The sequence below is a fragment of the Gemmatimonas groenlandica genome, assembly GCF_013004105.1.
Taxonomy (GTDB): domain Bacteria; phylum Gemmatimonadota; class Gemmatimonadetes; order Gemmatimonadales; family Gemmatimonadaceae; genus Gemmatimonas; species Gemmatimonas groenlandica.
Genome location: NZ_CP053085.1, coordinates 199,111 through 225,420, shown reverse-complemented (window position 1 = coordinate 225,420; position 26,310 = coordinate 199,111). Strand labels below are relative to the sequence as shown.

The following is a 26,310-nucleotide window of genomic DNA, read 5'->3' as shown; positions in this document are numbered from 1 at the left end:
ACCCTCCTTCCTGCTTCCTAAGCTTTTGGCAGTTCCAGTCCCGCGCGGCGTGCCCTATTTGCCCGCGTCCAAATCATTCCAGTTCAGGATCGCGTTGAAGCCGAGGAAGTACGTGCCCTGCGTTTGCCATCTCCAGAACGGACGGATGGCGAACATCACCACGTGCCCCTTGCCGACCGGGGCATCCACCAGCTGCGCGCGGTTGGCCAACCCTTCACCATTGGCGAGCGTGCCGGAGAGCAGCATGTCGGCGGCATTCGCCGGGAACTGCATAATGACGCGCGGACGCGAGCCGTCGATGCCGGTGGCCCCGCCGAACACGTTGCCACCGGCGGCACCAGGCGTCGCCGCGCCAGGCGCCGCACCAGCGCCTCCGGCACTGCCACGGCCACCCTGCCCTGCCCCAGGCGCGCCAGCGGCCCCAGGGGCGGCCCCACGGCCCGTGGCGGGCGTCGGCGTTCCGGTCGAGTCGCTCGCGCCGAACGTCCACGGCGAAATGCGCAGTGGCACCGCATTCGGCGTCACGTTCTGGCTCAGCGCCGACCCGCGGCCACCGCCACCACCGGCGAAGAGTCCGGCCGAGCCGGCCACGGCCAGCACGGGGTCCTGGTTGAAGTACACCGGCAGCTGCGCGTCGAAGCCGTAGGACAACGGGCTCGTGCGATCGGTGACCACGCCACGCAGAATGGTGCCGCGGGCGAAGAGGCCGGCCGGCGATTCGACGGTGATGCCGCTGGTGAGGTTATACGCCGGGAAGATCGTGGTCGTGGAGCCTTCCACGATCAGCGTACCACCGGCCTGCACGAACTTGTACAACTCGGTGAGTCCCTCGATACCCATGCCGCCGCGGATGTCGTCGGCGCTGTCGTTGGCACCGAGGTTCGGTGTGGCCGCCGACTTCTTGTACGGCAACGGTGTATCGCCCGACTTGATGATACCCGCCACGTGCGACTGTGCGCTGCCGCCTACGCTCGGATAGATGATCACGTCGTACTTCGCGCGCAGATTGCCGTCCTTGAGCTTGATGTCGGCGAAGTACGTGTACGGTACGCCGTACGTATCGAGCGCCGCCCGCACCCAGCCTTCATCCTGCGTGCGCTGCCAGGCATGGACGTAGCCGATTCGCGGCAGATCCAGATCGTGCATCTTCACCGCGGGGGCACTCGCCACCGCATATCCGCTCAGTCCCAGCTCCTTGAGCGTCGGCTCCAGCTTGGCGCGATCAGCCGCCGGCACGATGAAGGCGCCCGCGCGGAACGTGCGACCTGCCGCCGTGAACTCGGCTTCCGCCGCCTGCATGCGCACCGCGGCGTGCGTGGTGCGGAACTTCATCAGGTTGTTGTCGGTGGTGTGATCGACGATCAGCACCGGTCCCGTTCCCTCGATGCCGCCGGCCGCGTGCACCTTGGCCGTGACGGCCGACATCCCCTGATCGAGAATGCTCTTCTCGCTGACCGGCAGCACGGCCACGTTGCGCATGTACTGGAAGGTCCAACCGGTATCGTCGTACGGGCTGGGGTTGGCCGGCGAGTAGTTCTGGATCGAGAAGTACATGTCGGCGAGCGTGCGATACGGCTGATCGCCGCGCACGATGTAGTCGCCGGCCTTCACCGCCAGCGATCCCACCGAGAAAGCGCTGTTGGCCGTGTGCACTTCGAGCCCCTGCTTGCGCAGTTCGTTCACCGCGTCGGCGGCGTCGGCCTTCCGGCGCTGCGTGGCCGGAATCACCCACGCGAACGGCCCGGCGCCCGTCTTGCCCTTGTCCACCGCGCGCTTGCTCTTGATCCAGAAGTTCTCCAGGTACAGCGACTTGTTGTCGGCGAAGTGCTTGAGCGAGAAGAGGACCGCCGACTCCTGGATGTTCGTGTTGTTGCGCGGGCCCCACTTGATGTACGGCAGCGGCGGGTTCGGACGGAACCACTCACGGCTCGTGGTCGTCGCCGGCGGACGCACTTCGTAGTTGTCCGGACCGTAGCTCTGCACTTCGTAGAAACGGCCGATCGCATTCTTCGTGTGCGCCGCGAAGAACATGTAGTTCGGCGTCCAGCCATCGTAGAAGCCGTATGTCCACACGCCCGGCACGCCGCGCTTGGTCATCTCCTGCACGTCGACCTGCGCCATCATCCACCACTCGGTCACCGTGATCGGATCGATGGCATCGTTGTACGGGCCGGTACCGGTGCTCGAGTACAAGTACGTGACCGACTCGTGCAGGTCGTGCATCACCTGCGGCTTCCACTGCAGGAAGAAGTCGTTGACGTTCTTCGTCAGCGACAGGAACTGCCCCATGCCATCGCGATTATTATCATGCGCCACGTACTTGCCCCAGTACATCAGCGGCAAGCGCGCCGCGCCCGGCGGCAGCTTCTTGTTGTAATAGTACGTGTCGACCTGCTTTTCGCGGCCGTCCACTTCGATCACCGGCGTGATGAACGTGATGATGTTGTTGCGGATCTGCTGGATGAACGGCGTCTCTTCGACGATGAGACGGTACGCCAACTCCTGCAGCATTTCCGGACCGCCGGTCTCCGGCGAGTGAATGCCGCTGGTGAGCCAGTACATGGGCTTCGTCGTGCCGATCAGCCGCTTGGCCTCGGCTTCGCTCGTCTTGCGCGGGTCACTCAGCGCGGCGAGGTCGCCCTTGAACTTGTCGAGATTGGCGATCGTGGCCGAATCGGCGATCGCCAGCACCACCATGTCGCGTCCTTCTTCCGTCTTGCCGATGGTCCAGTACTTCGCGCGCGGCGACGCCTTGTCGAGCGCCTCGAAGTAGCGATGAATGTCCTTCGCATAGGTGAGCTCGCCGGGCGTGCCGACGATGCGACCGTGAAATTTGAGCGGCGTTGGCACCGTGGCAGACGACGGCAGGTGATCGACCAACTCGGTGGTGATGCGAGGGTCCTGCAGGAATTCTTTGATCTTCGCGGTGTACGCTTCGTCGATCTGCTGCGCAGCGGCTCCCGTCTGTGCCGCTGCCGGCGCCGCCGCCAGCATCGCCGTGGCGACCAGCGTCCCAACAGCCATCGGGTGAACCAGCGTTGCGCGCCATCGATGCATCCTGCCGACCATGTGCTGTCTCCTCGAGAGTGTGGACCACCTGCTGCATGGAGACTACGCGGCAGATGGCGTGAGCGCTCACGCGAGCTGCCTGCGGTGCACATTAGTGGTGGAAACACCGGCCACCTTCTCCGAATTCCCGCCATGCGCTCTCTGCCGTCCGTCGTTCACACCGTCGTTCGCACCGTCACGCTCACCCTTGGCATCCTGGCCTCGGCGAGCGCCGCCCGCGCGCAATCCTCGGGATTCTCCACCACGCCGCCACTCCCGTGGCCACCGGTGGCCACCTTTTCCATTCTCGGCTACGATCCGGCCACGGGTGAAGTCGGCGGCGCCGTGCAGTCGCGCGTGTTCTCCGTGGGCAACGGCGTACTCTGGGCTGAGGCCGGTGTGGGCGCGGCGGCCACCCAGGCCATCGTCGACGTGAGCTACGGTCCGCAGGCCATCGCGCTGCTGCGTCAGGGCGTGAAGCCAGCCGAAGTGATCAAGCGCGTGTGGCAGGGCGACCCTGACCCTCGGCCGGTGGACTGGACCAAGGAGGGCCGACAGTTCGCGGTGATCGACGCCCAGGGCAACGTGGCCGCCTACACCGGCCCCAAGGCGACCGTGTGGGCTGGTGACAAACAGGGAAAGTTCTGCACCGCACAGGGCAACATTCTGGCCAGCGCCGAGGTGGTAAACGCGATGGTCAGTGCGTTCGAGAACACCACCGGGCATCTCTCCCTGCGGCTGATGGCGGCCCTCGAGGCGGGCCAGATGGCCGGCGGCGACAAGCGCGGTATGCAGTCGGCCGCGATGCTCATCGTGAAGAAAGACGGCGGCGTGTGGCTGCACAACGATGTCGTACTGCGATTGCAGGTCGACGACAGCCCTGAGCCGATCAAGGAGTTGCGCCGGCTGGTGGAGAAAGCGGCGACGATGCGGAGACCGCGTTGATGATGCGCGGTGTTTGCCACGCGCTCGCGGCGACGCTGCTGCTGGCCGCCTCGATCGGACACGCGCAATCCACGCAGGCACCACCCGCCGCACTGAAAACGCAGTACGTGATGCTCGTGATCTCCGACGGCGTACGCTGGCAGGAAGTGTTCGGTGGGGCCGACGCGTCGCTGATGGGCAAGGACGGCGGTGTGTCGGATACGGCGTCGCTGCGTCGCGACTTCTGGCGCGACAGGCCGCAGTCGCGGCGCGAGGCCCTCTTTCCCTTCCTGTGGGGCACGGTTGCCGCGCAGGGCCAGATCTTCGGCGATAGCGCGGCGGGCAGTCAGGCGCGCATCACCAACACCATGAAGTTCTCATATCCGGGATACAGCGAAACGTTCACCGGCTTTGCCGACCCGCGCATCGACAGCAACAATCATCCGCCCAATGCGAACACCACGGTCTTCGAATGGCTCAACCGCGATGCCGCATTCCAAGGGCGGGTGGCCGCCTTCGCCACGTGGAACGCGTTCGGTCGTATCTTCAACGCAGAGCGGAGTGGACTACCGGTCTACGACGGGTGGACACGTGGCGTGGCCCCGTCGTCGTCACCGCGATCGGCGCTGCTGCGCGATCTCTACGCGACCACGATTCGTCTGTGGCCCGACGTGGCCTTCGATGCGCTCATGCAGCAGTCGCTGCTCGAGTATCTGGGCACGCACGATCCGCGTGTGCTGTTCGTGGGATACGGCGAGACCGACGAGTGGGCGCACGCGGGCAAGTATGACCTGTACCTGCACTCGGCGCGCAACATGGACGGCTATCTCGCCCAGCTGTGGGCGCGGGTGCAGGGTGATCCGCGCACCCGCGACAAGACGACGCTGATCGTGAGCACCGACCATGGTCGCGGGTGGGCACGCGAATGGACGGACCATGGGAAGGACGTGGGCGGCGCCGAGTTCATCTGGGCGGCGGTGATCGGTCCGGATACGCCGGCGCGCGGGGTACGCACCAGCACGCCCGTGCAACAAGCACAAGTGGCGGCCACGATCGCGGCGCTGCTGGGGCGGGATTGGCAAAGGGCGGAGCCGAAAGCGGCCCCGCCCTTGCCCATCTTCCGCTAGCGCGACTGTTGTCGCGCGCGCGTGGTCTTACTGACCACGCACGGGAGCGTCCGGCACCGTGATGCCGGCCACCTGCAATGACTTGAGCAGCGCCGGCAATTTGGCCGACTTCACCGACGCCACACGAGCGCCGTGCTGCTCGAGTTCGCGGGTGAGCCCCCCCAGCATCGACTGCTGCGCCGCCGACAGTGGGAAGCTGCTGTTGAGCGCACTGTTCAACAGCGCCGCGCGGCCCGTGAACGATCCGTCGGCCTGACCCGACGCGCCGACATCGTCGTCACCACCCGCTGGCGGACCACCGGCCGGTGCACCACCAACGCCGCGTGGACGCGCACCAGGTGCCTGTCCGACTTCCTTCACGTAGCTCGCGAGTTCCTTGTCGATGTCGGTGAGAGATTGCTTGAGCTCCGGCGTGAGCTTGGCCGTGTTCGCTTCAGCCGCCTTCTTCACCTCGGCAAAGCGCGACACCACACTGTCACCACGCGTCTGCTGCGCTGTCACGGCCTTCTGGAACTGCACCACCTTGAAGCGGAAGGCATCGAGCGCCTTGAGCTCACCCTCGGACATCGCCTGTCCGGCGTCGCGCAACAGTGCGAAGCGCTGCGTGAGCACCGTGCTCGCGCCCGCCTTCGGGGTGATGGTGAGTCGCGCCATGTAGTTGCCCGGCGCGGCCGTGTAGCTCGGCGTGCCGCCACGGCCGAAGCCACCAAAACCGCCACCACCGAATCCACCGCCGCCGCCCGCCGACGGCACGCGTCCTGCCGAGACATTGCTATCGACGGCGGCCGTGAGCGGTGCACCGACGCGCATGTCCCACACCGGCCGGAACATGCCGGTGCGACGCGGCACCGGGAGTTCACGCACGGTCCGTCCGCCACCGTCGATGATCTCGAGCTTGGCCTTATCGTCGGCCGTGATCTTGTTGAGGAGATACGCGAGACGCACGCCGTTCTCCGGGTTCTGCCCCGTGAATCCGGTGGAGCCCATGCCGGAGTTGCGGCTGTTGTTGAGCGTCATCGCAATCTCGTTGCGCGCCGGGAACAGGTATGCCACCTCCGCCCGCTTCGCTTCGGCCAGCTTCTCCAGCGGACCGAGGTCGTCGAGGATGTACACACCACGACCGTGCGTGCCGAGCACGAGATCGTTCCAGCTCTCCTGAATCTGCATGTCCCACACCGGCACGCCGGGGATGCCGGACTTGAGCTGCGTCCAGTGCACGCCGTTGTCGACGGTAAAGAACGCGCCGAACTCGGTGCCGACAAAGAGCAGATTCGGCTGGCGGAAATGCTCGCGGATCACCTGCACCGAGCCACCGTCGGGCAGGTCGCCGGTGATCGACGTCCACGTGCGTCCGAAGTCGGTGCTGCGCATGACGTACGGCTTGAAGTCGTTGCTGCGATGACCGTCGAACGTGGCGTAGAGCGTGCCTTCGCTGTGCGTCGAGAACTGCACGCGGCTCACGAATGTGGTGTCGGGTACGCCCGGGAACACCGACGACTTCGTCCACGACTTGCCGTCGTTCTGCGTGACCTGAATCAGCCCGTCATCGGTGCCGACAGCGAGCAGGCCGGCGCGGCGCGGGGACTCGGATACCGTGGAGATGTTGCTGAATTCCGCGGTGCCTTCGTGCAGGCCGAGTACGTCACGCGACGGCACGGCCCCGCGCATGGGCAGACTGTCGCGATCGAGTCCACGCGTGAGGTCGGGGCTGATCGTCGTCCACGAATCGCCGCGATCGGCGCTCTTGAACAGATAGTTCGCGGCCATGTACAGGGTGCGGCCGGTGTGCTGCGACGGCACGATCGGCGCGCTCCAGTTCCAGCGATGCCGCTCACCGTTCTTCGGATACGGCTTGATACTCTTGGTCTGCCCCGTGCGCGCATCGTAGCGCACCACGCCGCCGTTCTGCGATTCTGCGTACGCGATGTTGTGATCGAGCGGATCCGGCACGTTGTAGAAGCCGTCGCCGCCGGCCATGCGATACCAGTCGGCGTTCGACGGACCGAAGGCGTTGCGCGTGCGGCTCGGGCCGCCCCAGGTCTGATTGTCCTGCAGTCCGCCGTACACGTTGTAGAACGGCTTGGCGTTGTCCACCGCGATGGCGTAGAACTGCGCGCCGACGATGTTCTCGACGTTATACCAGGTGCGGCCGCGATCGTACGAAATGTCGACGCCACCGTCGTTGCCGAGCACGATGTGTTCGCGATCTTCGGGATTGATCCAGAGCGCATGTGCGTCGCCGTGCACGCCGCCACCGCCGGCGAAGCCGATCCACGTTTTGCCGCCGTCGTACGACTCCTGCGAGTTGGCGTTCAGGCGATACACGTGTTCGGCGTCGGTCGGATCGCAGCGTACCTGGCTGTAGTACCACGCGGTGCCGTTGCTGGTGTTGACCAGCTTCCAGGTGCTGCCGGCGTCGTCGCTGCGATAGAAGCCGTTGGCGGCCGCCTTCGCGTGCACCGAGGCGTAGACCGTGCTCGGACGCGAACGGCACACCGTGAGGCCGATGCGGCCGATCTCACCCGTCGGCAGGCCGCTCGTGAGCTTGGTCCACGTCTTCGCGCCGTCGGTGGTTTTCCAGATCGCGCTCTCGGTACCGCCGGGGAGGAATCCGTACTCCCGACGTTCACGCTGCAACGAAGCGGCATAAAGCACGTCGGGATTGGCCGGATCCATCACGAGTTCGGTGAAGCCGGTCTGAGCGGAGATTGACTTGGTATTCGTCCACGTCTTGCCGCCGTCGATCGTCTTGTAGAGACCGCGGTCGCCACCGGGCGCCCAGAGCGGCCCCATGGCAGCCACGTACACGATGTCCGGGTCGCGCGGATCGATGACGATGCGACCGATGTGCTGCGTCTTGGGCAGCATCGGCTTCGACCAGGTCTTGCCGCCGTCGGTGGACTTGAACACGCCCACGCCCCACGACGAGCTGCGCATGTTGTTGGCCTCACCGCTGCCGACCCAGACCACGTCACCATTCGACGGAGCGGCGGCCACGGCGCCGACAGAGCCGACGCCGATGGAATCGGAGACGGGCGCCCACGACAGACCGCCATTGGTGGTCTTCCAGATGCCGCCGGTGGCAACGGCGACATACATCGCGGTGCCTAGTCGACCACCGCGCAGCGTGCGCGGGCCTTCGACCACCGCGATGTCCGAGATGCGACCGCTCATGGAGGCGGGGCCGATGGCGCGGAAGGCGAACGGACGCGCGAGCAGCGAGTCGGCGAGCGACGTCGACGGGGCTTGCGCCGCTGCCACGGCAGGGAGTGCCGACGCCGCCGCCACGGCGAGCGCGGCGACGGTGCGGGCAGTGGAGCGAATGAACAGGTGAGGCATGGCGAATTGAGACGGGGAAACCCGACGGACCGAACGGCCGTAGTCAGAGGAAAGTACGCTGCGGAACCACCTCTCGTTGTGACGTCACATGCCAATGCCAATACGCACTCGCCCCCGCGCCCTGTCAGCGCTGCTCCCGCTGGTTATCACCACGCTCATTTCCGCTGGATGCCAGGACGACAGCGCGACCGGTCCTGGTCCCCAGCCGCTGCCGTCGTTCGATCTCGTGTTCGAGGAGACATCGGCGGTTGGACTCAATTCCGACCGGCTGATGGTGCGCCGACTCGATGACGCTGTGTCGGTGCCCCTCTTCGGCACCCAGGTGCTGGGGGGCAACCCAAGCCCATCGGCCGATGGCGCACGGGTGATATTCGTCGGCTCGCGCGATGGCGACACCGACGATGTTCAGGATCTGTTCGTGGTGGGTCGCGATGCCCCGCCGCAGCGAATCCCCCTGGCCGCGGGAACGGAGTCGAGTCCCACCTTGTCGCCGGACGGCACGCGCGTGGCGTACATCAAGCGCGGTGCCGACGCGGTCGGACGCCTGTACGTGGCGCGCGTCGACGGCAGCAGCGAGGCCGCCGTGCCGATCGCCTTGGCCCCTGGGCTCTCCTACGCCTATGCGTATCCAGCGTGGTCCCCTGACGGGTCGACGTTGCTCTTCTCCGCCGGTGCGCCCGGCAACCTGCACCTTTTCAGTGCTCGCGCCGACGGCGCTGGGCTTCGTCAGCTCACGACGGGAGCCGAGAGCGATACCGAGGGGGCGTGGTCGCCCGATGGCCGGTCGGTGGCGTTCGTGCGCGGCACCTCGCCCGCGCGCACGGTGCTCATGACCAAGGAGCTGGCATCAGGCGTCGAGCGCGCCTTCGACTTTCCGTGGCGCAATCGCTCCCCGTCCTGGTCACCCGACGGCGAGCGCATCGCTTTCGCGTCAAACATGGCCGATAATCTCGACTACGAGCTGTACGTGGTGCGAGTGGACGGCTCCGCCCTCCAGCGACTCACCAACGACGAGCTGCAGCAGCGCGCTCCGCGGTGGATCAGGCGGTAACGCGGCGCACGATCGAGGAGCGGTTGCGGCTTCCGTCGTTGCGACGAGGCGCCCGCAGTGTGACCCTCCGCTCAGACCCGATCGCCGCGGGTGCTCCGTTCCATCAGATGCGTCAGCATGTCGATCTGCTGTTGCTGCTGCGCCGCGAGCGCGGCCCAGTCTCGCTCTCGTAGGGCATCAAGCTTCTCGTGGAGTTCGCGAATCTCGATTTCCGCCTTGAGGTTCACCGCATAATCGTTCGCGGCGTGCAGGCGATCACGTTGCGACTGCCGGTTCTGGCTCATCATAATGACCGGGGCTTGCAGCGCTGCCAGCATGGAGAGAAACAGATTGAGGAAGATGTACGGATAGGGATCGAACGCTTGGTTGCGCGGTCCGAGGATCTCGGTGTTCAGCACTGCCCACGCAAGCAGAAAAGCGAGGAAGAGCAGGATAAAAGTCCACGACCCCCCGAAGACCGCGATGCGGTCGGCGAGTCGCTGGCCAAGCGTGACATTGTGCTGCGACACGGCGAGGATGTCTTGGGTGACGGGAGACCAATCCTTCCGTGGTACTGCAGAGTCAGTGCGCGGTGACATAGGGCGTTGGAAGATTGGTGGGAGAGGCGACGGAGCGCGACCGGCAGGGGAACCCCCGTGGCCCCTTAGATGAATTCGAAGGCGATCAATGCGCCGATGGCGACCATGCCAGAGAGTCCGACGAGAAAGCAGGCGTCGGCGACGCGCTCGAGACGCTGCCACCGACGTTCATCCCGAGTACGCAACGCGAGATATGCGAAGAAGCAAGCGGCGAGGAACGCGGCGGCGTCGATAGCGAGCAGGTTGTCAGCTTTTCCTCGAATCTCGCCGGCATAATTCAGGACATTGAAGAGGCCGATCACCGTAAGGCATGCCCCAACGAGGCCCGCCGACACGGAAAAGATATGACCGCTCAGATTCCGTTCGTTGGCCGTCGGTGCCGCAGGGTGTTCAGAACGGTCAGGGGACGTATGCGGAAGCGGTGTCATGGGCGTGGCCGGGGGTCGGAGATCGCAGACCAGTACCCGGTTGCGTCTCCTCAGTGCCCGTGGTCGTCCATCGCGTCGCCGCGAGCCAGCGCCATGTGATGTGCGGCGTGATGGTCACCGGCGGTCATGAGGCCGATGAAGCCCAGCCCCCGGAGCTTCGCCAAGGCAGCGGCATCGTTGGTGTCGGCCGCCGTGACGACGAGGCGCACGCCGTCGGGGAGCTCCGTGCGCACCACGCGCGGGCCACCGCTGTTCATCACCATGGTCGCGTGCGCACCCGTCATGCGTTTGATGGCCGCGATCGCGTCGCCGGTGCCGCGCACCAGGAACTGGGCACCACCAGCGACGGGTGTGTACACCACGCGACTGCGTAGCGTCACCAGATCCATGTCGACGAGATGCAGACGCAGGCGCTCGATATTGACCTTCGACCAGTCGGTGTTGGCATCGGCCTGCAGCATCGCGACGATCTCGGCGATCGCTGCGAAGGTCGCCTGCCCCCCCTGGGTGGGGAGTTGCACCGGGGCCGGATGGGTCATCCCCGGGGTATGCGCATGTTCCTGCGCCGCGAGTGTCGTGGAGGAAAGCAGGCTGGCGAGCACGATCGCCGCCGCGCCTGCCGATACGAAGTGAGGACGGCGCATGAGGGACCTCGAGCAGAGTGATGGCACGGTGAACTTGGAAGGTACCTCCGTCGCGATCTCGCGGAGACTGGCCGTCGCGTGTAACGACACGTCCAGCCGTCCCATCGCGAATTTCTGTGCGCGTGAACTCCTGCGGGGGAAGGCGGGTATGTTCGGATGCACGCCGGAGCTCCGCGCCTGACATTCACGGAATCCCATCGATGACCACCACCAGCGCCAAGAAGGCGGTGCTCCCCTGCACCGCCTGCGGCAAACTCAACCGCGTCGACCTGTCCCGGTCCGACGCCCAGCCAAAATGCGGCACCTGCCGGGTGCCACTGGTGCTCGATGCGCCCGTGGTGCTGACCGACGCCAACTTCGACACCGTCGTCGGCAACAGCACGGTGCCGGTGATGGTGGACTTTTACGCCGACTGGTGTGGGCCCTGCAAGATGATGGCGCCGGTGTTCGCTCAGTTCGCGAAGCAGCAGCGCGGGCAGGCCATCGTGGCGAAGGTCGACACCGATCGCAATCCAGGAGTGGCTTCCCGCTTCGCCATCCGGAGCATTCCTACGATCGCGCTCTTGAAGGACGGGAAGGAAGTGGCGCGACAGGTCGGCGCCGTACCGATGGGCCAGCTGGAGCAGATGGTGATCAGCGCCCGCTGATCACCTTCTTCCGCTCCGCCAGTTCACTTTCCAGTCGTCCGCACACCAACTCGCACAGCTTGAGCACGTCGGCGTCGGCGAGTTCGTAGCGCACGTACACGCCATCGCGCTCGCGGCTCACCAATCCGTGATTGAACAGAATGGCCAAATGCCGTGAGACGTTGGCTTGGCCCATGCCGGTCGCTTCGACCAGTTCATTCACCGTGCACGAGCCGCCACGCAGCTCCTGCAGGAGACTGAGTCGAGCACGGTCACTGAGTGCCTTAAACCGGTCCGCGACCAGGTCGAGCAACTCCGGACGCATGATCTTCTGCGCCATCGGACCCCCGTGCAGTAAATTCACGTATACACACGTATGAATATATAAGACCGAGGACGAGGACGGCAACCCTCGCCGTCCTCGCGCTGTGTCGCGGAGCGCCCTACGCTAGCGTGGCTTCCAGACTGATGTCGGCCTTGAGCACGCGCGACACCGGGCAACCCGCCTTGGCGTTCTCGGCCAGCGTCTGGAACTGCTCGGCGGTGATGCCGGGAATGGTGGCCGTGAGCTTCAGCACGATCTTGGTGATCGTCTGGTTGCCGTCCACCGGCTCCATGGTCAGCACGGCGGTGGTGTTGATCTCGTCGGCGGTGAAGCCGGCGCCAGCCAGCTGGAACGACAACGCCATCGAGAAGCAGCCGGCGTGCGCGGCGGCGATGAGTTCTTCCGGGTTCGTGCCATTGCGCCCGTCTTCATCCTGGAAGCGAAGCTTGAACGAATACGGCTGCGCGTTCAACACGCCGCTGGGCGTCGTGAGCGTGCCGCTGCCTTCCTTGCCCGTGCCCTTCCACTGTGCCTGTGCTGTGCGCTGCATCGACCAACCCTCGCGTACGAGATCATATCGGACGGGCACCGGACGGCACCCTCCCCAGCTCCTGAGCAAATATGGGGCCTTGCCGTGCGGCGCGCCGAGCCCTCTTTTGGGGAACGTTTCCCTCTGCCCCGGCTTCCGATGTCCGCATTCCTTGCTCTGCCCCGCCGCGCCCTCGTGGCGCTGCTCACTCTCTCTGCCCCGACGCTGTCGGCCCAGGCGGCCCCGGATGCCGCGGCTTTTCCCGTCGTGCTGCGCGCCTCGCGGGTCATCGATGGGACGGGACGTACCCTGCGTAATCAGGACGTCACCGTGCAAGGTGGCCGGATCACCGCCATGCGCGCGTCGGTTGGCCCCCTGCCGGCGAGAGGCATCGATCTGGGTGCGCGCACGCTGCTGCCGGGACTCATCGATACGCACGTCCATCTGGGCTGGTACATCACCGACAAGCAGCGGCTTCATGAGGATCGCGATGGCGATACCCCCGACGTGAGCACGCTCCAGCGCGCGGGGAATGCCTGGGCCACGCTGCGGGCGGGCTTCACTACGGTGCAGAGCATCGGCGAGGCCGACAACGCCGTGCTGCGCGATGCGATCAATGCGGGTCGTATTCCCGGTCCTCGCGTGCTCACGTCACTGGGCTCGCTGAACGAACGCACCGGGGGCGGATCACCCGATTCACTGCGCGCGTCGGTACGTCGATTCAAGGCACGCGGCGCTGACGTGATCAAGATCTTCGCGTCCAAGTCGATTCGGGACGGCGGCGAGGCGACGATGACACCGGAGCAGCTCGAGGCAGCCTGCGGCGAATCGAAGGCGCAAGGGCTGCGCTCGGTGGTGCATGCGCATTCGGCGGAAGCCGTGCAACGCGCGGCGCGGGCAGGCTGCACGCAGGTAGAGCACGGAGTGTTCGCCGACGATGCCACGCGTGCCTTGCTCGTGCAGCGCGGCACGTTCTTCGACCCGCAGTGCGGACTCGTATTTCACAACTATCTCGACAACAAGCCGTGGTTCGAAGGCATCGGCAACTACAACGCCGCCGGCTTCGCCTCGATGGAGCAGGCAATTCCGCTGGCCGAGAAAGGCATCGGCCTCGCGGCCAAGTTACCGACGTTGAAGTTGGTCTTCGGCACCGACGCGGTCGCCGGCGCGCACGGCCGGAACGCCGAAGAACTGGTGTGCCGTGTGCGTCGCGGCGGACAGCCGGCGATGGACGCCATTCTCAGTGCGACCAGCCGGGCCGCCGAGTCGCTCGGCCTCGAGAAGGAGATCGGCCGCGTCGCCGTGGGCTACGCAGCGGACCTCATCGCGACCGACGGCGATCCCGTGGCCCAGATCGAAGCGTCGCAGCTCGTGTCGTTCGTGATGAAGGGTGGCCGTGTGTATCGCAACGACGGAGCACGCCTTACCGGAGCTCGGAAGTGACATCCAGACGCAGCTTCCTCAAGACCGCCGGCGCCCTGACCGCCGGTGTCGCCGCCGTTGGCACTAGCACCGCCTGCGCCGTAAAAGACCCGACCGCAAGCAATGCGACCGGACAGGAGAACAGCGCAGAGCGCGTGCGCGGATTCGATCGCGTACTGCTCGATGCCGTGGCGACCGCGGTCTTGCCGGCATCACTCGGCGCGACCGGAATCCGCACGGCGACCAATGCGTTCGTCGCATGGGCCGACGGCTACGAACCGGTGGCAGAGGAGATGCACGGATATGGCTACGCCGACGTGCGCTATCTGCCGGCCGACCCCTCTCCGGCGTGGCGCGCGCAGCTCACCGCACTGGATTTGCTGGCGCACAGGTACGGTACCGACAGCTTCTCCACCCTTCCGCTCCCACGCAGGCGGGAGCTGCTTCGCGCCGTCTTGCGTGACCAGCGCGGCGACCGGCTGCCGTCTCCACTCGATGCGAACCACGTCGCAATTGCACTACTGGCGCATTGGTCGTCGGGTCCTGATGCGTGGGACGCCGCTATCGGCGCCCGTGTCGCGCCCGGGGTGTGCCGCACGTTGGGCGATGCCACGCGCAAGCCGTTGCCTCTCGCCACGGAGCCACGCGCATGATCACGCATAGTGCAGACATCGTGATCGTCGGCAGTGGCATCACGGCCGCGCTGATGGCAGCGTCGCTCGCCGAAAAGACCACCAAATCCATTCTCGTCGTCGAGGCAGGCAAGCCCACGACACCGTTCGCCGATCGTGTCAAGGCGCGCGAGCGTTGGCGCGCGTATGGAGAGAGCCCCTGGAAGCAGGATCATCTCGACGACCAGAACGCGACGGGCACGACGTGGGGCTTCTCACCCAGCATGAACGTGGGCGGCTTGGCGATGCACTGGGGCGGCGTGTCGCCGCGCTATTCGCCGGAAGACTTCCGCTTGCGCTCGATGTACGGCGTGGGCAGCGACTGGCCGTTCAGCTACGACGATCTCGATCCGTTCTATCAGGAAGCGGAAGAGCGGATGGGTGTGGCCGGTGAGCAGGGGCCGATTGCCCTCGACCCGCGCGGCAAGCCGTATCCGTTGCCACCGCTACCGATTAATTACAACCTCGCGCAGTTGCAGCAGTGGGCTACCAAGGCCGGCATCGCCACGTGGAGCACGCCGAGCGCGAAAAACTCGATACAGCACGACGGACGCGCGCAGTGTCAGCGGTGTGACACCTGTTATCCCGTGTGCCCTACCGGCGCCAAGTACTCGCCCGATTTCACGTGGGACGCGTTGATCGCGCGGAAGCGCATCACGCTCGTAACCGAAACGTTGGTGCGCCGGCTCGAGGCCGATCCGAAAACGGGGCGCATCACCCGCGCCACGGGCAATCGCACGAACGCCTCGGGCGAGGACGTGACCATCGAAGGTGGCACGTTCGTGCTGGCGGCCGGCTTCGTGTGGTCGCCGCATTTGCTGCTCTTGTCGAAGAGCAGTGCGTTCCCGAATGGATTGGCCAACCGCAGCGGATTGGTGGGCAAGTATCTGGCGGGCCATCGCAATGTGAACGCGTACCTGCGATTGCCGATGGAACTGTTCCCCGGCATCAACGTGCAGCATTCGCTGGTATCGAAGCAGTTCATGCGCGTGCCCCGCTCGTCGCGCTATCTGCGCCATGATTTGCGCATCTGGGAATCGAGCGTCGGGCGTGAGCCGCGTCTACGCGGTGATGATGGCCAGGTGCAGTTCGGTGATGACCTGATGAAGGACTGGCAGCGACGCGCGAAGGGCGCGACGGCGCGCGTGCGTGGCTACTACGACGTGCTGCCCGACAAGGAGAGTGCCTTGTCGCTCGACGCGTCGACGGCCAACCGCTTCGGTGATCCGATGCCGAAGGTGTCGTTCAAGGACGCGCCGGAAAGCGCCGCGCTGAAGGACTGGCAGGAGGAGCAGCTGCGCGAGCTGTTCCGCACCATGGCGAAGGCTGGCGGCGGCGAAATCCTGCGCATGGAGAACAGCGCCAACGACCTCGGCCAGGAACACCCGGTCGGTGGCTGCCGCATGGGGATCGATCCAATGGAGAGCGTGGTGGATGCGCATGGCCGCGCGCACGATCACGAGAACCTCTGGGTAGCCGGAGCGCCAGCGCAGCCGACGGCGTCGTGCTGCAACGGCACGCTGACCTTCGTCGCGGTGGGCCTGCGCACGGCGGCGGCGATCGCGGGAGCCGCCGCGATCTGATCGAGCGACAACCGTCGAAACTGCAACAGCTGGAACACGGATTGTGGAGGGTTGCGCGGGTCACACGGACCAATGCAGATCTCCGGCGGATCGTTTCGGCTTCGGGCTTTCCCTGACATGGGCCTGTGGGGCACCTTTCAGGAGTACGCACCCTCCACCCATCCTGCCGATGCGCCGCTCTCTTCTTCGTGCCGTTCTTGCCGGCCCGCTCCTGGCCGCCCCTCTGCTTGCCCAGTCGCGCGCTATCACCGCCGCCGACTACGCGCGTGCCGAGCGCTTCCTCGCATTCAACACGTCGAATCTCGTGTCGCGCACCGGCGTGCAGCCGACGTGGCTCCCCGATGGCCGGTTCACGTACCGCGTGCGGCTCGCGGACGGGAGTTCGCCGCTCGTGGTGGTCGACGCGATCAAGGGGACCAAGACGGACTGCACCGCCGCTGGCGCCAACTGCCCGGCTGAACCTGCACGTGCCAACGGCCGCCCGGCCGCCCGTCCTGGTAGTCGCGCGCCCGAGCACGTCTCACCCGACGGCAAGACCGCCGCGTTCATCCTCGACTGGAACCTCTGGGTGCGCGATGTGGCCACGAACAAGGAAACGCAGGTCACGACCGATGGCGTGAAGGACTTCGGGTACGCCACGGACAACGCCGGCTGGATTCACTCGGATCGCGCAATTCTCACCTGGTCGCCCGATTCCAAGAAGATGGCCACGTTCCAGCAGGATCAGCGCAACGTCGGTGACATGTACCTCGTGAAGACGAAGGTCGGTCATCCCGAGCTGAGCGCGTGGAAGTATCCGCTGCCGGGCGACAGCGCGGTGTCGATGATTCACCGCGTGATCGTCGATCTGTCGGCGTCGACGCCCAAGGTGGTGCGCTTCAAGATGCTGGCCGATCAGCATCGCTCGTCGGTGTGCGATCACATCTCGTGCAGTGGCGGTGAACTCTCCGACGTGGAATGGTACGCGGACGGCTCCAAGCTCGCGTTCCTGTCGAACTCGCGTGACCACAAGATCGCGACGCTGCGCATCGCCGACGCCAACACGGGTGACGTGCGCGACGTGCTGCGCGAGGAAGTGGCCACGCAGTTCGAGAGCGGTGACAACGTGGCCAACTGGCGTGTGCTGCCGGCCACCAACGAAGTGATCTGGTTCTCCGAGCGCGATGACTGGGGACAGCTGTATCTATACGACCTCACCACGGGCGCGCTCAAGTCGAAGATCACGACTGGCGACGGTCCGGTGCTCTCGGTCGAGCGCGTGGATGCGAAGGCCCGCATGATCTGGTTCGTCGCCGCCGGCAAGATTCCGGGACGCGATCCGTACTTCCGGCATCTGTATCGCATCGGCATGAACGGGAAGGGGTTGACGCTCCTCACGCCAGAGGACGGCGACCACAACACCACGCTGTCTCCCAACGGCGCCGTGTTCGTGGACAGCTGGTCGCGCGCCGACCTTGCGCCAACCGCCGTGCTACGCAATGCGAGCACCGGCAAACTGATCTCGACACTGGAACAGGGTGACATTTCGAAACTGATCGCGACCGGCTGGAAGGCCCCCACGCGCATCACCGTGAAGGATCGCGCCGGCAAGTGGGACCTGTACGGGCTGATGTGGACGCCCACCGCGCTCGACTCGACGAAGAAGTATCCGATCATCAACTACATCTACCCGGGTCCGCAGGGCGGCAGTGTGGGCAGCCGTCAATTCTCGGCCGCGACGCGCGATAATCAGGCGCTGGCCGAATTGGGATTCGTCGTCGTGGCCATCGACGGCACCGGAAACCCGACGCGCTCGAAGTCGTTTCACGATGCGTACTACGGTCGCATGAGCGACAACACGCTTCCCGATCAGATCGCGGGCATGAAGCAGTTGGCCGCGCGCTATCGCTTCATCGACCTGGAACGCGCGGGCATGTGGGGCCACTCGGGCGGCGGCTTCGCGACGGCGTCGGCAATGTTCCAGTATCCCGACTTCTTCAAGGTCGGCATTTCCGAGTCGGGCAATCACGACAACCGCAACTACGAAGACGATTGGGGCGAGCGTTACCACGGATTGCTCACGAAGAACGGCGCCGTGGACAACTACGACAAGGAAGCGAATCAGAGTCTGGCGAAGAACCTCAAGGGCAAGCTGATGCTGGCGCATGGCACGATGGACGACAACGTGCCGCCTGACAACACATGGCTCGTCGTCGACGCCCTGATCAAGGCGGGCAAGGACTTCGACCTCGTCATGATTCCGAACGCAGCACACGGCTACGGAGCGGCGTCGAACTACATGATGCGCCGTCGCTGGGATTATTTCGTGCAGCATCTCCTTGGAGCCATGCCGCCCAAGGAATATCAGATCGGCCCGAAGAACTGAGCCATGGACCGACTCTTTGTGATCATCGGCGCGCTGTCGGGCGCGATCGGCGTGGCGGCAGGCGCGTTCGGCGCCCATGCCCTTCGCGCCCGCCTTGAACCGCGCATGCTCGAGGTGTTCGAGACCGGCGCCCGCTACCAGATGTATCACGCCATCGCGATGCTCGCGGCTGCCTGGATTGTCACGCGATTCCCGGGCTCGCTGGCGAATGCGAGCGGGTGGCTGTTTCTCGCCGGGACCGTCCTTTTCTCGGGATCGCTCTACGCGATGGCGCTCTCCGGCATTCGCGCGCTTGGCGCGATCACGCCGCTTGGGGGCGTGTGCTTCATCGCGGGATGGGCGTGTCTCGCCTTGGCCGCGACGCGTTCGCGATAAGCTCAGCTAGGCTATTGGCGTGTAACGCGGCGCGTTTCTCAGCGCCGCGTTCATAAAAAGCGCCGGAGTGGACCGCAGCTTGCGTTGCGGTGAGTGATGCACGCATCACACCGCTCGCACATCGGTGCAGCCCTGTCCGACTTTGCCGCGCGGCTGAGTCTGCCGATTCTCCTCACGATTTTGCTGCTTGTGCCGTCGGCCGCCCGATTGGGCGCACAGCAGAGCTCCAACCGTGAGCAAGGCGGTACGCAGCGAGAGAGTCCGGAGATTCGCGAGCTCCGTATCACCGGGATCACGCGTGTACCCGAGGGGGACCTGCGCGCGAGCCTCGCGTCGAAGGCCTCGAGCTGCAGAAGCTTGCTGCTGAAGCCGTTCTGTTGGATCACGAAGTCGCGGTACATCTACGAGCGCAGCTACCTCGACCGCGACGAGTTCCAACGCGACGTACTTCGCGCGCTCGTCTTCTACTTTCGCCGTGGCTACCGTGATGCGGCGATCGACACGAGCGTCGTCCGCGTCGGGACCAACGCGGTGCGGATCACCATGTCGGTCCGGGAGGGCCCACCGACGCGCGTGGCGTCTACCGGGATTATCTCCACGATACCGGTACCTATCGACAGTGCCCGGCTGATCCGGCCGCGCGTGAATGAGCCGCTCAGCCTGCTCGCCATCGATTCCACCGTCGCAAGGGTCCGCGATGCGCTCTGGGAGCTTGGATTCGCCGACGCGACCATTGCGCCGGTGACCAATGTCGATTCGGCCGCCGATAGCGCCTCACTGCGCTTCCGGGTGGATCCCAAGCGTCGAGTCAGCATCGGGGAGATCAAGATCGAGGGCGCCGAGAAGATTGCCGAGCGCGACATCCGCCGATCGCTCCGCGTCGAGCCCGGCGATGTGTTCCGTCGTTCGCGCATCACGCGAAGCCAACGCGCCCTCTATGAATCGGCGCTCTTTCGTCGAGCGACCATCGACACGCTCCCGCACACGGCGGGCGCGCCCGACAGTGTGAAATCGCTGGTCGTGCGCGTGATCGAGGCGCCGCAGCGAGAGGCCCGCGCCAGCGTTGGCTTCACCACCGCCGACTTCGTTCAAGCCGAAGCGCAGTTCACGCACAACTACTGGCTCGGTGGTACGAGAAAGTTCGACGCCACGCTCACCGTGGGCAACCTGTTGGCCCAGCAGCTCACGCGCAGTCCGTTGTTCGTGAACTTCACCAACATCTCGCGAGGCAATGAGTTGGGGCGATTCTACTCGCCGACATACCAAGCGAGCGTGGACGCACGGCAGCGGTGGTTCCAGTCGCCGAGAAACACCATCGGTGCTGGCATCTTCTCGCATCGACGTAGCTCGCCCGGTGTATTCGTAGATCGTGGCTACGGCGCCAGCGCCACCTTTACGCGCGAGCTCGGCATTCGCATGCCGGCGAGCGCTACGTACCGCTTCGAGATCAGCAGTGTCGAGGCCGGTGATGTGTACTTCTGTGTGAACTACGGCGTCTGCGACGGCTCGACCATTCAAGCGCTCCGCGGCCAGCAGCGCCTGTCGCCCGCCGCCGTGACGGTGTCGACGGATCGCAGCGATGCACCACTGTCCCCGACACGTGGCGTGCGCTTTCGTGCCGAAGCCGAGCATGCGTCGGCGCTCACGGCATCCGACTTCCGGTACAATCGGGCGACGGCGGATATCGCGGTATACCGACCGTTGCCGTTCCGTCGAATCGTCGCAGCCCTTCACCTCAGGGCCGGCTGGGTTCAGCCGATCTCCGGCACCGCCGCTGCGGTAGGCTTGCCGGGCGCTGCGAGCGGTGCCGAATTCGCAGAGATCTTACATCCGCGGAAGCGCTTCTACGCCGGTGGAGCGCAAAGCGTTCGCGGCTTTGGTGAGAATCAGCTTGGCCCGCGCGTGCTGACGATCGCTCCCGACGTGTTGCGCGGTCGTACGGTGACCGACGGTGATACCACCTTCCAGTGCGCGCCATCTACCCCGATTACATCGTGTAGCGTGAACGCTGCCTCGCTTCGCGACAGCGACTTTCAGGTGCGGCCGTTGGGTGGCACGACCCTGCTGGAAGGCAGCGTTGAGCTGCGCGTTCCGGTGTGGCGATCGGTGGTCGGGGCCGTATTCCTCGATGGCGCCATTCTTGGTGAGGGTACGCTGAACTCGATCACTCGAGGCACCGGGGCACTCACGCCAGGATTCGGCGTACGCTACGAGTCGCCGGTCGGACCGATTCGCGTCGACCTTGGGCTTCGGCCAACGCTCCGTCGAGCGCTCCCGGTCATCACGCAAACCACCGATAGTCTTGGCCAAAGTGTGCTGGTCGCTCTGGCGCCGGTGACTGGCTGTGGTGCGGAATCCACTACCGGCTGTCGAACCTTTCCCGATCCGGCGGAGCGACTGAGCTTCCTCCGAAAGCTCACGAACCGTCTCACGCTTCACCTCAGCATTGGACAGGCTTTCTGATGCCGATACGAATGCGTCGTGTGATCCAGGCAGTGGCGGCAGTCGTGCTTGTGATCAGCGCACTGGCAGTAGCCGCCGTCTTCCTGATATCGAACTCTGACTGGGGACGCGGGCAGATACGCATCCGTGCGCTCTCGGCTCTCAATGGCGCGGCGCACGGCATCGTGAAAGTGGGGGCGGTCAGCGGAAATCTGCTGAAGGGCATCACGCTCCACGATATCTCGATCACGGACAGCGCCGGTGCACCGTTCATTACCGCCAAGGCGCTACGGGCCGGCTACGGACTGCGGGCGTTGATCGGCCGTCGCATTGACCTCCGCGACGTGCGCCTGAGTGATGCCGCGATCGTGATCGAGCGTCCTACCGACGGCGCGTGGAACTACGATCGCATCTTTCCCAGGGATACGGTCGCGGCGAGCGACAGCAGTCCCAGCTTTGGCGACTGGATCGTGCTCAGCGATGTCATTGTCGAGCGCTCACGACTCACCGTACGCATTCCATGGCTGCCGGACACGGCGTTGCGCGGTGCGGCGCGGGACAGCGCCATCGCATTCGCCGTGGCCGGCAATGAACGCGCCGTCATTGCGCCCGCCACCACCGGAACTGGTTGGCAGGCGACGCAAGAGTATCGTGCCATCAACGGACGACTCCCCTTGGTGCGAATTGCGCATCCCGACTACACCACCCAACTCATTCGCACCGACTCACTTCGACTTCAAGCCTTCATGTTTGCACCGCCCGGTGCTGACGTACGAGCGCTGTCCGGTGAGTTCGAAATCGACACGGATTCGGTGTGGTTTCGCGACGTCGCGGTCTCGCTTCCCTCGTCGAAAGCGCGATTGACAGGCCGATATGTGATCGAGAACGGCGACCTTGCGCTTCGAACCATCGCGGCACCGATCGCGCTCGACGACGTTCGATTCCTCTATCCGGCGCTGCCGACAACTGGGGGAGGGCGCCTCGATCTATCGCTCGACTGGACAGGACCCGTTCAGCGCTATGAAGCTCGCGAACTCGATGTGTCGACGCTCGGCGGCCGGGTTCGCGGCGCCCTTGGTCTCACCATCGGAGACACGCTCCGCTTCGACAACACCGATCTGGAATTCGAAACGCTGAGCACGGCTCTGATCGAACAACTGGCACCCAGTCTCGATCTTCCGCGCACGGGTACCCTGAGCGGTCGGGCGATCGTGAGTGGGACGGCCACCGGGATGCAATTGGACGGCGACGTGACATTCGACGACGAGCGCTCGGGCCGAAGTCGGGTGTATGCCGTCGGTGAACTTGGCGCCGCCAACGGCGTGTTCCGCGCGCGAGAACTGCGCGTCACACTCGCGCCGTTGCAGGTTGACCTGGCCCGCATCGCAATGTCGTCACTGCCGGTGGGCGGAACGTTGTCGGGCAGCACGATTCTGAACGGACAAACGGACACTCGCCTCGATGCACGCCGTATCGCGCTGACCCATCTCGACCGGGGGGAGCGCTCGCGTGTAGAGGGACAGGCCGCGTTTCGCATGGCGACCGCGTCGAGCCCAAGCTGGCTCGACGCGCGCGTCACAGCGCGTCCGCTGTCGCTCGTGACCGTCGGACGCTTCGCGCCGGCAGCGGGATTGCGAGGTGCCGTGTCTGGGCCGATCCGCGCCACCGGCCCGCTGAGCGCGCTCGGCATCAGCAGCACGCTCCGCACGTCAGACGGCGGCGTAGTCAGTGCCCGAGGTCGGCTCGACCTGGCAAGCGAGGAGCTGGGCTACGCGCTCGATGTCGCGACGCAGCTCTTCAACGCCAACGAGCTGGTGGAGAAGGCTCCCCGAAGTTCTATCAGCGCGCAAATGCAAGCGCGCGGACGTGGACTCGATCCCGCGACCATGCGCGGCGAGTACGCGGCCGACGCCCTGGCTTCGCGTGTCGACACCGTCGCCGTCGACTCGCTCCGGTTGCGTCTGCGCATCGGCGACGGCATAGCGACCCTCGATACACTGACCCTCAACGCTCCCGGTGTCGCGGCCGACGCAACTGGCACGTTCGGTCTCTCCAAACCGTCGTCCGGCGATCTCCGCTATGCGGTGCGTGTTGATTCGCTGGGTCTGCTCGCTCGATACCTGCCCCGCGACACCACCACAGTATTTCCCCGTCCCCTTTCCACCGCCGAGCGTCTGCGTGGGGCGCGGGCCGACTCGTCGCGAATCGCAACGCAACTGGCGGTGGCACGGGCTGCGGGGGTTGAACCGCTGGCGTCGCCCGTTGTCGTTGATTCGCCGCCGAGTCTGCGTCGCGATACGCTGGCCGGTTCACTCACCGCCTCGGGACGCATCGCTGGCGGTCTCGGTGGATTCAATTTGACCGGCGTCGCGAACGGGCTGGGCATCGTGGCGATGGGCAATCGCGTACAGCGGGCGCAAGCGGAGTACAGCTGGCTCGGCGCGCTCACCGATAGTGCACAGGTCCGCCTTCGTGCCAACGCCGACACCATCGTGGCAGCTGGGTTCGCGCTCGACAGCGTCGTGCTGCGCGGCGACTACTTCGCGCCGGGAGGAACGGCACAGGTGGCGATCTTCCAGAGCACCGATCGCGATTACACGCTGAATGCTCGCTACGCCATTCGTCCGGAGCAACGCGAGATCACGTTCGAGGCCTTGCGGTTGCGCTTCGATACGACGCTGTGGACTGCGGTCGCCCCCGGTACGGTCCGTTGGGGGCAGCCGGGCATCGCGATCGACAGTTTGGATCTGCGGAGCAACACCAATGGACGGGTATTCGCCAACGGCTTGGTGCCGACCGATGGCGTCGCCGACCTTCGATTAGTCGTACAGAACTTCCAGATCGGTGACCTGCTCGGCTTGGTGCAGAGCGATCTGGAAGCGCAGGGCCTAATCGGTGTCGATACCCGCATTACCGGGTCGGGGCGTAATCCGCGCGTCGTGGGTACCGCCGGCATCACGCGCGGCACGTATCGCGGCACGACCGTACCCGATCTTCAAAGCCGATTCGACTATGCCGACCGCATCATGCAGGTCGACGCGCTCCTCACCGACTCGGCGCGGGGTGTAGCTAGGCCTTCGGCCACGGCGAGCGCACGGCTTCCTCTCGATCTTGCCTTTAGTGGAGTCGAAGGTTCGCGCGTGCTCGACGGCGAGGCGTCGGGCGAGCTTCGCGCTGACAGTCTGCCACTCGATCTGCTGTCGCGCGTCACAGATGCGATCGCGAACGTGCGCGGGGATGTGAACGGTCAGGCGAGTCTACGCGGCACGTTACGAAAGCCCGATGTGACCGGCGCGCTCGCGTTGCGCAACGGGCGAAGCGACGTCGTGGCGCTCGGTATCACGCTCGACCGCATGAACGCGTCCATGCGCCTCGACGGCGATAGCGTGGTGATCGACTCGCTTACGGCCGACAGCCACGGACGTATTGCCATGTCGGGCGGCATCGGTATCAAAAGTCTCGCGGCGCCCAGCTTTGACCTGCGCGTAACGGCAGAGCGCGCCCGTGTGCTTGACAACGAGCAAGGACGAGCCAGAGCCGACGCGGACTTCACCATGCGCGGTCCATTCGACGATGTGTCCGTACAAGGCCGTGCGCGGATTCGGGACGGCGTGTTCTACATCCCGAAGCCCGACAGCAGAGAAGTCATCAATGCCGGCGATCCGGCGGTGTTCGCGGTCGTGGATACCGCAAACTTTCGGTACCGCGAGCTGCTACCTGAGTCGTCGCCGCTCCTTGCGAACATGCGTATGGACCTCACCTTGGGGGTCGATCGCGACACGTGGGTGCGCTCCCAGGAAGCCAACATCGAAATCTACAGCGAGGACGATCTTCGCATCACGATCGATCGACGCCGACAGGCGCTGGCGCTCGATGGTATCGTGAACACCGACCGCGGCGAGTATGAGTTTCTCAGCAAGCGGTTTCAGGTGAAGCGCGGAGCGGTGCAGTTCATCGGCACCCAGGAAATCAATCCGCTGGTGCAGATCACCGCCGAGTACACGGTGCAGCAGCCGTCTCGTCAGGCGATTGATATCCGTGTACTGATCGGCGGCACGTTGCTTTCCCCGCGCCTCTCTCTGGAGAGCGACGCACAGCCGCCGATTTCGCAGAGTGACTTGTTGAGCTATCTGGCGTTCGGCAGCGACGCGGGCTCACTGCTGCAGTTTGGCGGATCGAGCTTGTCGGGCGGATCGGCCGGTGGCGGACTCGTTGGTACCAGCGCGGCGCTCGCGACGCGTCAATTGACCGGTGTGGCGCTAGGCGCCATCGTGAGCGAGCTCGAGGGACAGGCGGCGCGTTCACTCGGCGCCGACGTCTTCAACATCACGCCGTCGAACATTCCGACAGAATTGGCAAGCGGCAACTTCGGTGGGCTCACGACATTTCTGAAAGGCACGCAATTCGAGTTCGGCAAGTATTTCACGACGCGGACGTTCGTGGGATTGCAGGTGCAGGCGACGACGACTCCCGGCTTTCGCGTTGAGCATCAGCTCAGCCGCAATCCCGGACTCTCGATCGAGTCCACGTTTCAGCCGCGCTTCTTTCTCCCTGAACCGTCGTTGTCACTACAAGAAATCACCAAGGCCAATGCCTTCGGATTGTTTCTGGTGCGTCGCTGGCGCTTCTGATTCTTGGACTTTGCGTGCTTTCTGACCGTTGAGTCGGGCGCGGAGAACCCGAAGGTTCACGCGAAGAGCGCGAAGGTTCGCGAAGGCACGCGAAGAACGGCGGTGCGTTGGAACGGAACTCTCGGCGTGGACGCCTTCAAACAATGTTTCTCCTTTGCTGTTCTTCGCGTGCCTTCGCGTTCTTCGCGAGCTTCGCGTGAAC

Annotated in this window: 18 protein-coding genes; 11 read left to right on the top strand and 7 right to left on the bottom strand. The window is 65.2% G+C overall.

Going from position 1 to position 26,310, the window contains the following annotated elements:
* Positions 1 to 54: 54 nt before the first annotated feature.
* Positions 55 to 3,024 (bottom strand): M14 family zinc carboxypeptidase, encoded by a 2,970-nt coding sequence (locus HKW67_RS00925; protein ID WP_230981096.1) that lies wholly within the window; start codon positions 3,022 to 3,024, stop codon positions 55 to 57.
* Between the two features lie 177 nt (positions 3,025 to 3,201).
* Between HKW67_RS00925 and HKW67_RS00920 the strand changes: the two genes are divergently transcribed.
* Positions 3,202 to 3,993 (top strand): DUF1028 domain-containing protein, encoded by a 792-nt coding sequence (locus HKW67_RS00920; RefSeq protein ID WP_171223601.1) that lies wholly within the window; start codon positions 3,202 to 3,204, stop codon positions 3,991 to 3,993.
* Positions 3,993 to 5,099 (top strand): alkaline phosphatase family protein, encoded by a 1,107-nt coding sequence (locus HKW67_RS00915; protein WP_171223600.1) that lies wholly within the window; start codon positions 3,993 to 3,995, stop codon positions 5,097 to 5,099. Before HKW67_RS00920 ends, HKW67_RS00915 begins: the two co-directional genes overlap by 1 nt.
* A 27-nt stretch (positions 5,100 to 5,126) precedes the next feature.
* On the opposite strand, the gene HKW67_RS00910 is transcribed toward HKW67_RS00915, so the two are convergent.
* Entirely contained in the window at positions 5,127 to 8,438 is a 3,312-nt protein-coding gene (locus tag HKW67_RS00910; protein WP_171223599.1) for a WD40/YVTN/BNR-like repeat-containing protein, read from the bottom strand.
* A 94-nt stretch (positions 8,439 to 8,532) separates the two neighbouring features.
* Here HKW67_RS00910 and HKW67_RS00905 point away from each other — a divergent pair, with 94 nt between their 5' ends.
* Positions 8,533 to 9,489: a PD40 domain-containing protein gene (locus HKW67_RS00905; RefSeq protein WP_171223598.1), complete on the top strand. Its 957-nt coding sequence runs from the start codon at positions 8,533 to 8,535 to the stop codon at positions 9,487 to 9,489.
* Between the two features lie 71 nt (positions 9,490 to 9,560).
* On the opposite strand, the gene HKW67_RS00900 is transcribed toward HKW67_RS00905, so the two are convergent.
* From HKW67_RS00900 to HKW67_RS00890, 3 genes are all read right to left on the bottom strand, one after another.
* Complete coding sequence (locus HKW67_RS00900) at positions 9,561 to 9,998, bottom strand: DUF1003 domain-containing protein (RefSeq protein ID WP_230981095.1); 438 nt, start codon at positions 9,996 to 9,998, stop codon at positions 9,561 to 9,563.
* 134 nt (positions 9,999 to 10,132) lie between these two features.
* Positions 10,133 to 10,495, bottom strand: coding sequence for a hypothetical protein (locus tag HKW67_RS00895; RefSeq protein ID WP_171223596.1), 363 nt, complete (start codon positions 10,493 to 10,495; stop codon positions 10,133 to 10,135).
* A gap of 50 nt (positions 10,496 to 10,545) precedes the next feature.
* Entirely contained in the window at positions 10,546 to 11,139 is a 594-nt protein-coding gene (locus HKW67_RS00890) for a hypothetical protein (protein WP_171223595.1), read from the bottom strand.
* A 200-nt stretch (positions 11,140 to 11,339) separates the two neighbouring features.
* Here HKW67_RS00890 and trxA point away from each other — a divergent pair, with 200 nt between their 5' ends.
* Positions 11,340 to 11,786, top strand: coding sequence for a thioredoxin (gene trxA / locus HKW67_RS00885; RefSeq protein WP_171223594.1), 447 nt, complete (start codon positions 11,340 to 11,342; stop codon positions 11,784 to 11,786).
* Here the strand turns inward: trxA and HKW67_RS00880 are convergent.
* Complete coding sequence (locus HKW67_RS00880; protein WP_230981094.1) at positions 11,773 to 12,105, bottom strand: ArsR/SmtB family transcription factor; 333 nt, start codon at positions 12,103 to 12,105, stop codon at positions 11,773 to 11,775. The genes trxA and HKW67_RS00880 overlap by 14 nt on opposite strands.
* Before the next feature lie 103 nt (positions 12,106 to 12,208).
* A complete protein-coding gene (locus tag HKW67_RS00875; RefSeq protein ID WP_171223593.1) occupies positions 12,209 to 12,640 on the bottom strand; it encodes an OsmC family protein in 432 nt (143 codons plus the stop codon).
* A 138-nt stretch (positions 12,641 to 12,778) separates the two neighbouring features.
* Here HKW67_RS00875 and HKW67_RS00870 point away from each other — a divergent pair, with 138 nt between their 5' ends.
* From HKW67_RS00870 to HKW67_RS00840, 7 genes are all read left to right on the top strand, one after another.
* Positions 12,779 to 14,062 (top strand): amidohydrolase family protein, encoded by a 1,284-nt coding sequence (locus HKW67_RS00870; protein ID WP_171223592.1) that lies wholly within the window; start codon positions 12,779 to 12,781, stop codon positions 14,060 to 14,062.
* Positions 14,059 to 14,694, top strand: a complete 636-nt coding sequence (locus HKW67_RS00865) for a twin-arginine translocation signal domain-containing protein (protein ID WP_171223591.1) — start codon at positions 14,059 to 14,061, stop codon at positions 14,692 to 14,694. Before HKW67_RS00870 ends, HKW67_RS00865 begins: the two co-directional genes overlap by 4 nt.
* A complete protein-coding gene (locus tag HKW67_RS00860; RefSeq protein WP_171223590.1) occupies positions 14,691 to 16,295 on the top strand; it encodes a GMC family oxidoreductase in 1,605 nt (534 codons plus the stop codon). The genes HKW67_RS00865 and HKW67_RS00860 overlap by 4 nt, the downstream gene beginning before the upstream one ends.
* Before the next feature lie 169 nt (positions 16,296 to 16,464).
* Positions 16,465 to 18,660 (top strand): S9 family peptidase, encoded by a 2,196-nt coding sequence (locus tag HKW67_RS00855; protein ID WP_171223589.1) that lies wholly within the window; start codon positions 16,465 to 16,467, stop codon positions 18,658 to 18,660.
* Positions 18,661 to 18,663: 3 nt separating this feature from the next.
* Positions 18,664 to 19,035 (top strand): DUF423 domain-containing protein, encoded by a 372-nt coding sequence (locus HKW67_RS00850; RefSeq protein WP_171223588.1) that lies wholly within the window; start codon positions 18,664 to 18,666, stop codon positions 19,033 to 19,035.
* A 96-nt stretch (positions 19,036 to 19,131) separates the two neighbouring features.
* Positions 19,132 to 21,498: a BamA/OMP85 family outer membrane protein gene (locus HKW67_RS00845; protein ID WP_171223587.1), complete on the top strand. Its 2,367-nt coding sequence runs from the start codon at positions 19,132 to 19,134 to the stop codon at positions 21,496 to 21,498.
* Between the two features lie 11 nt (positions 21,499 to 21,509).
* Positions 21,510 to 26,108 carry a translocation/assembly module TamB domain-containing protein gene (locus HKW67_RS00840; protein WP_206044562.1) on the top strand — a complete coding sequence of 1,533 codons (4,599 nt, stop codon included), beginning with the start codon at positions 21,510 to 21,512 and terminating at the stop codon, positions 26,106 to 26,108.
* Positions 26,109 to 26,310: the final 202 nt, after the last annotated feature.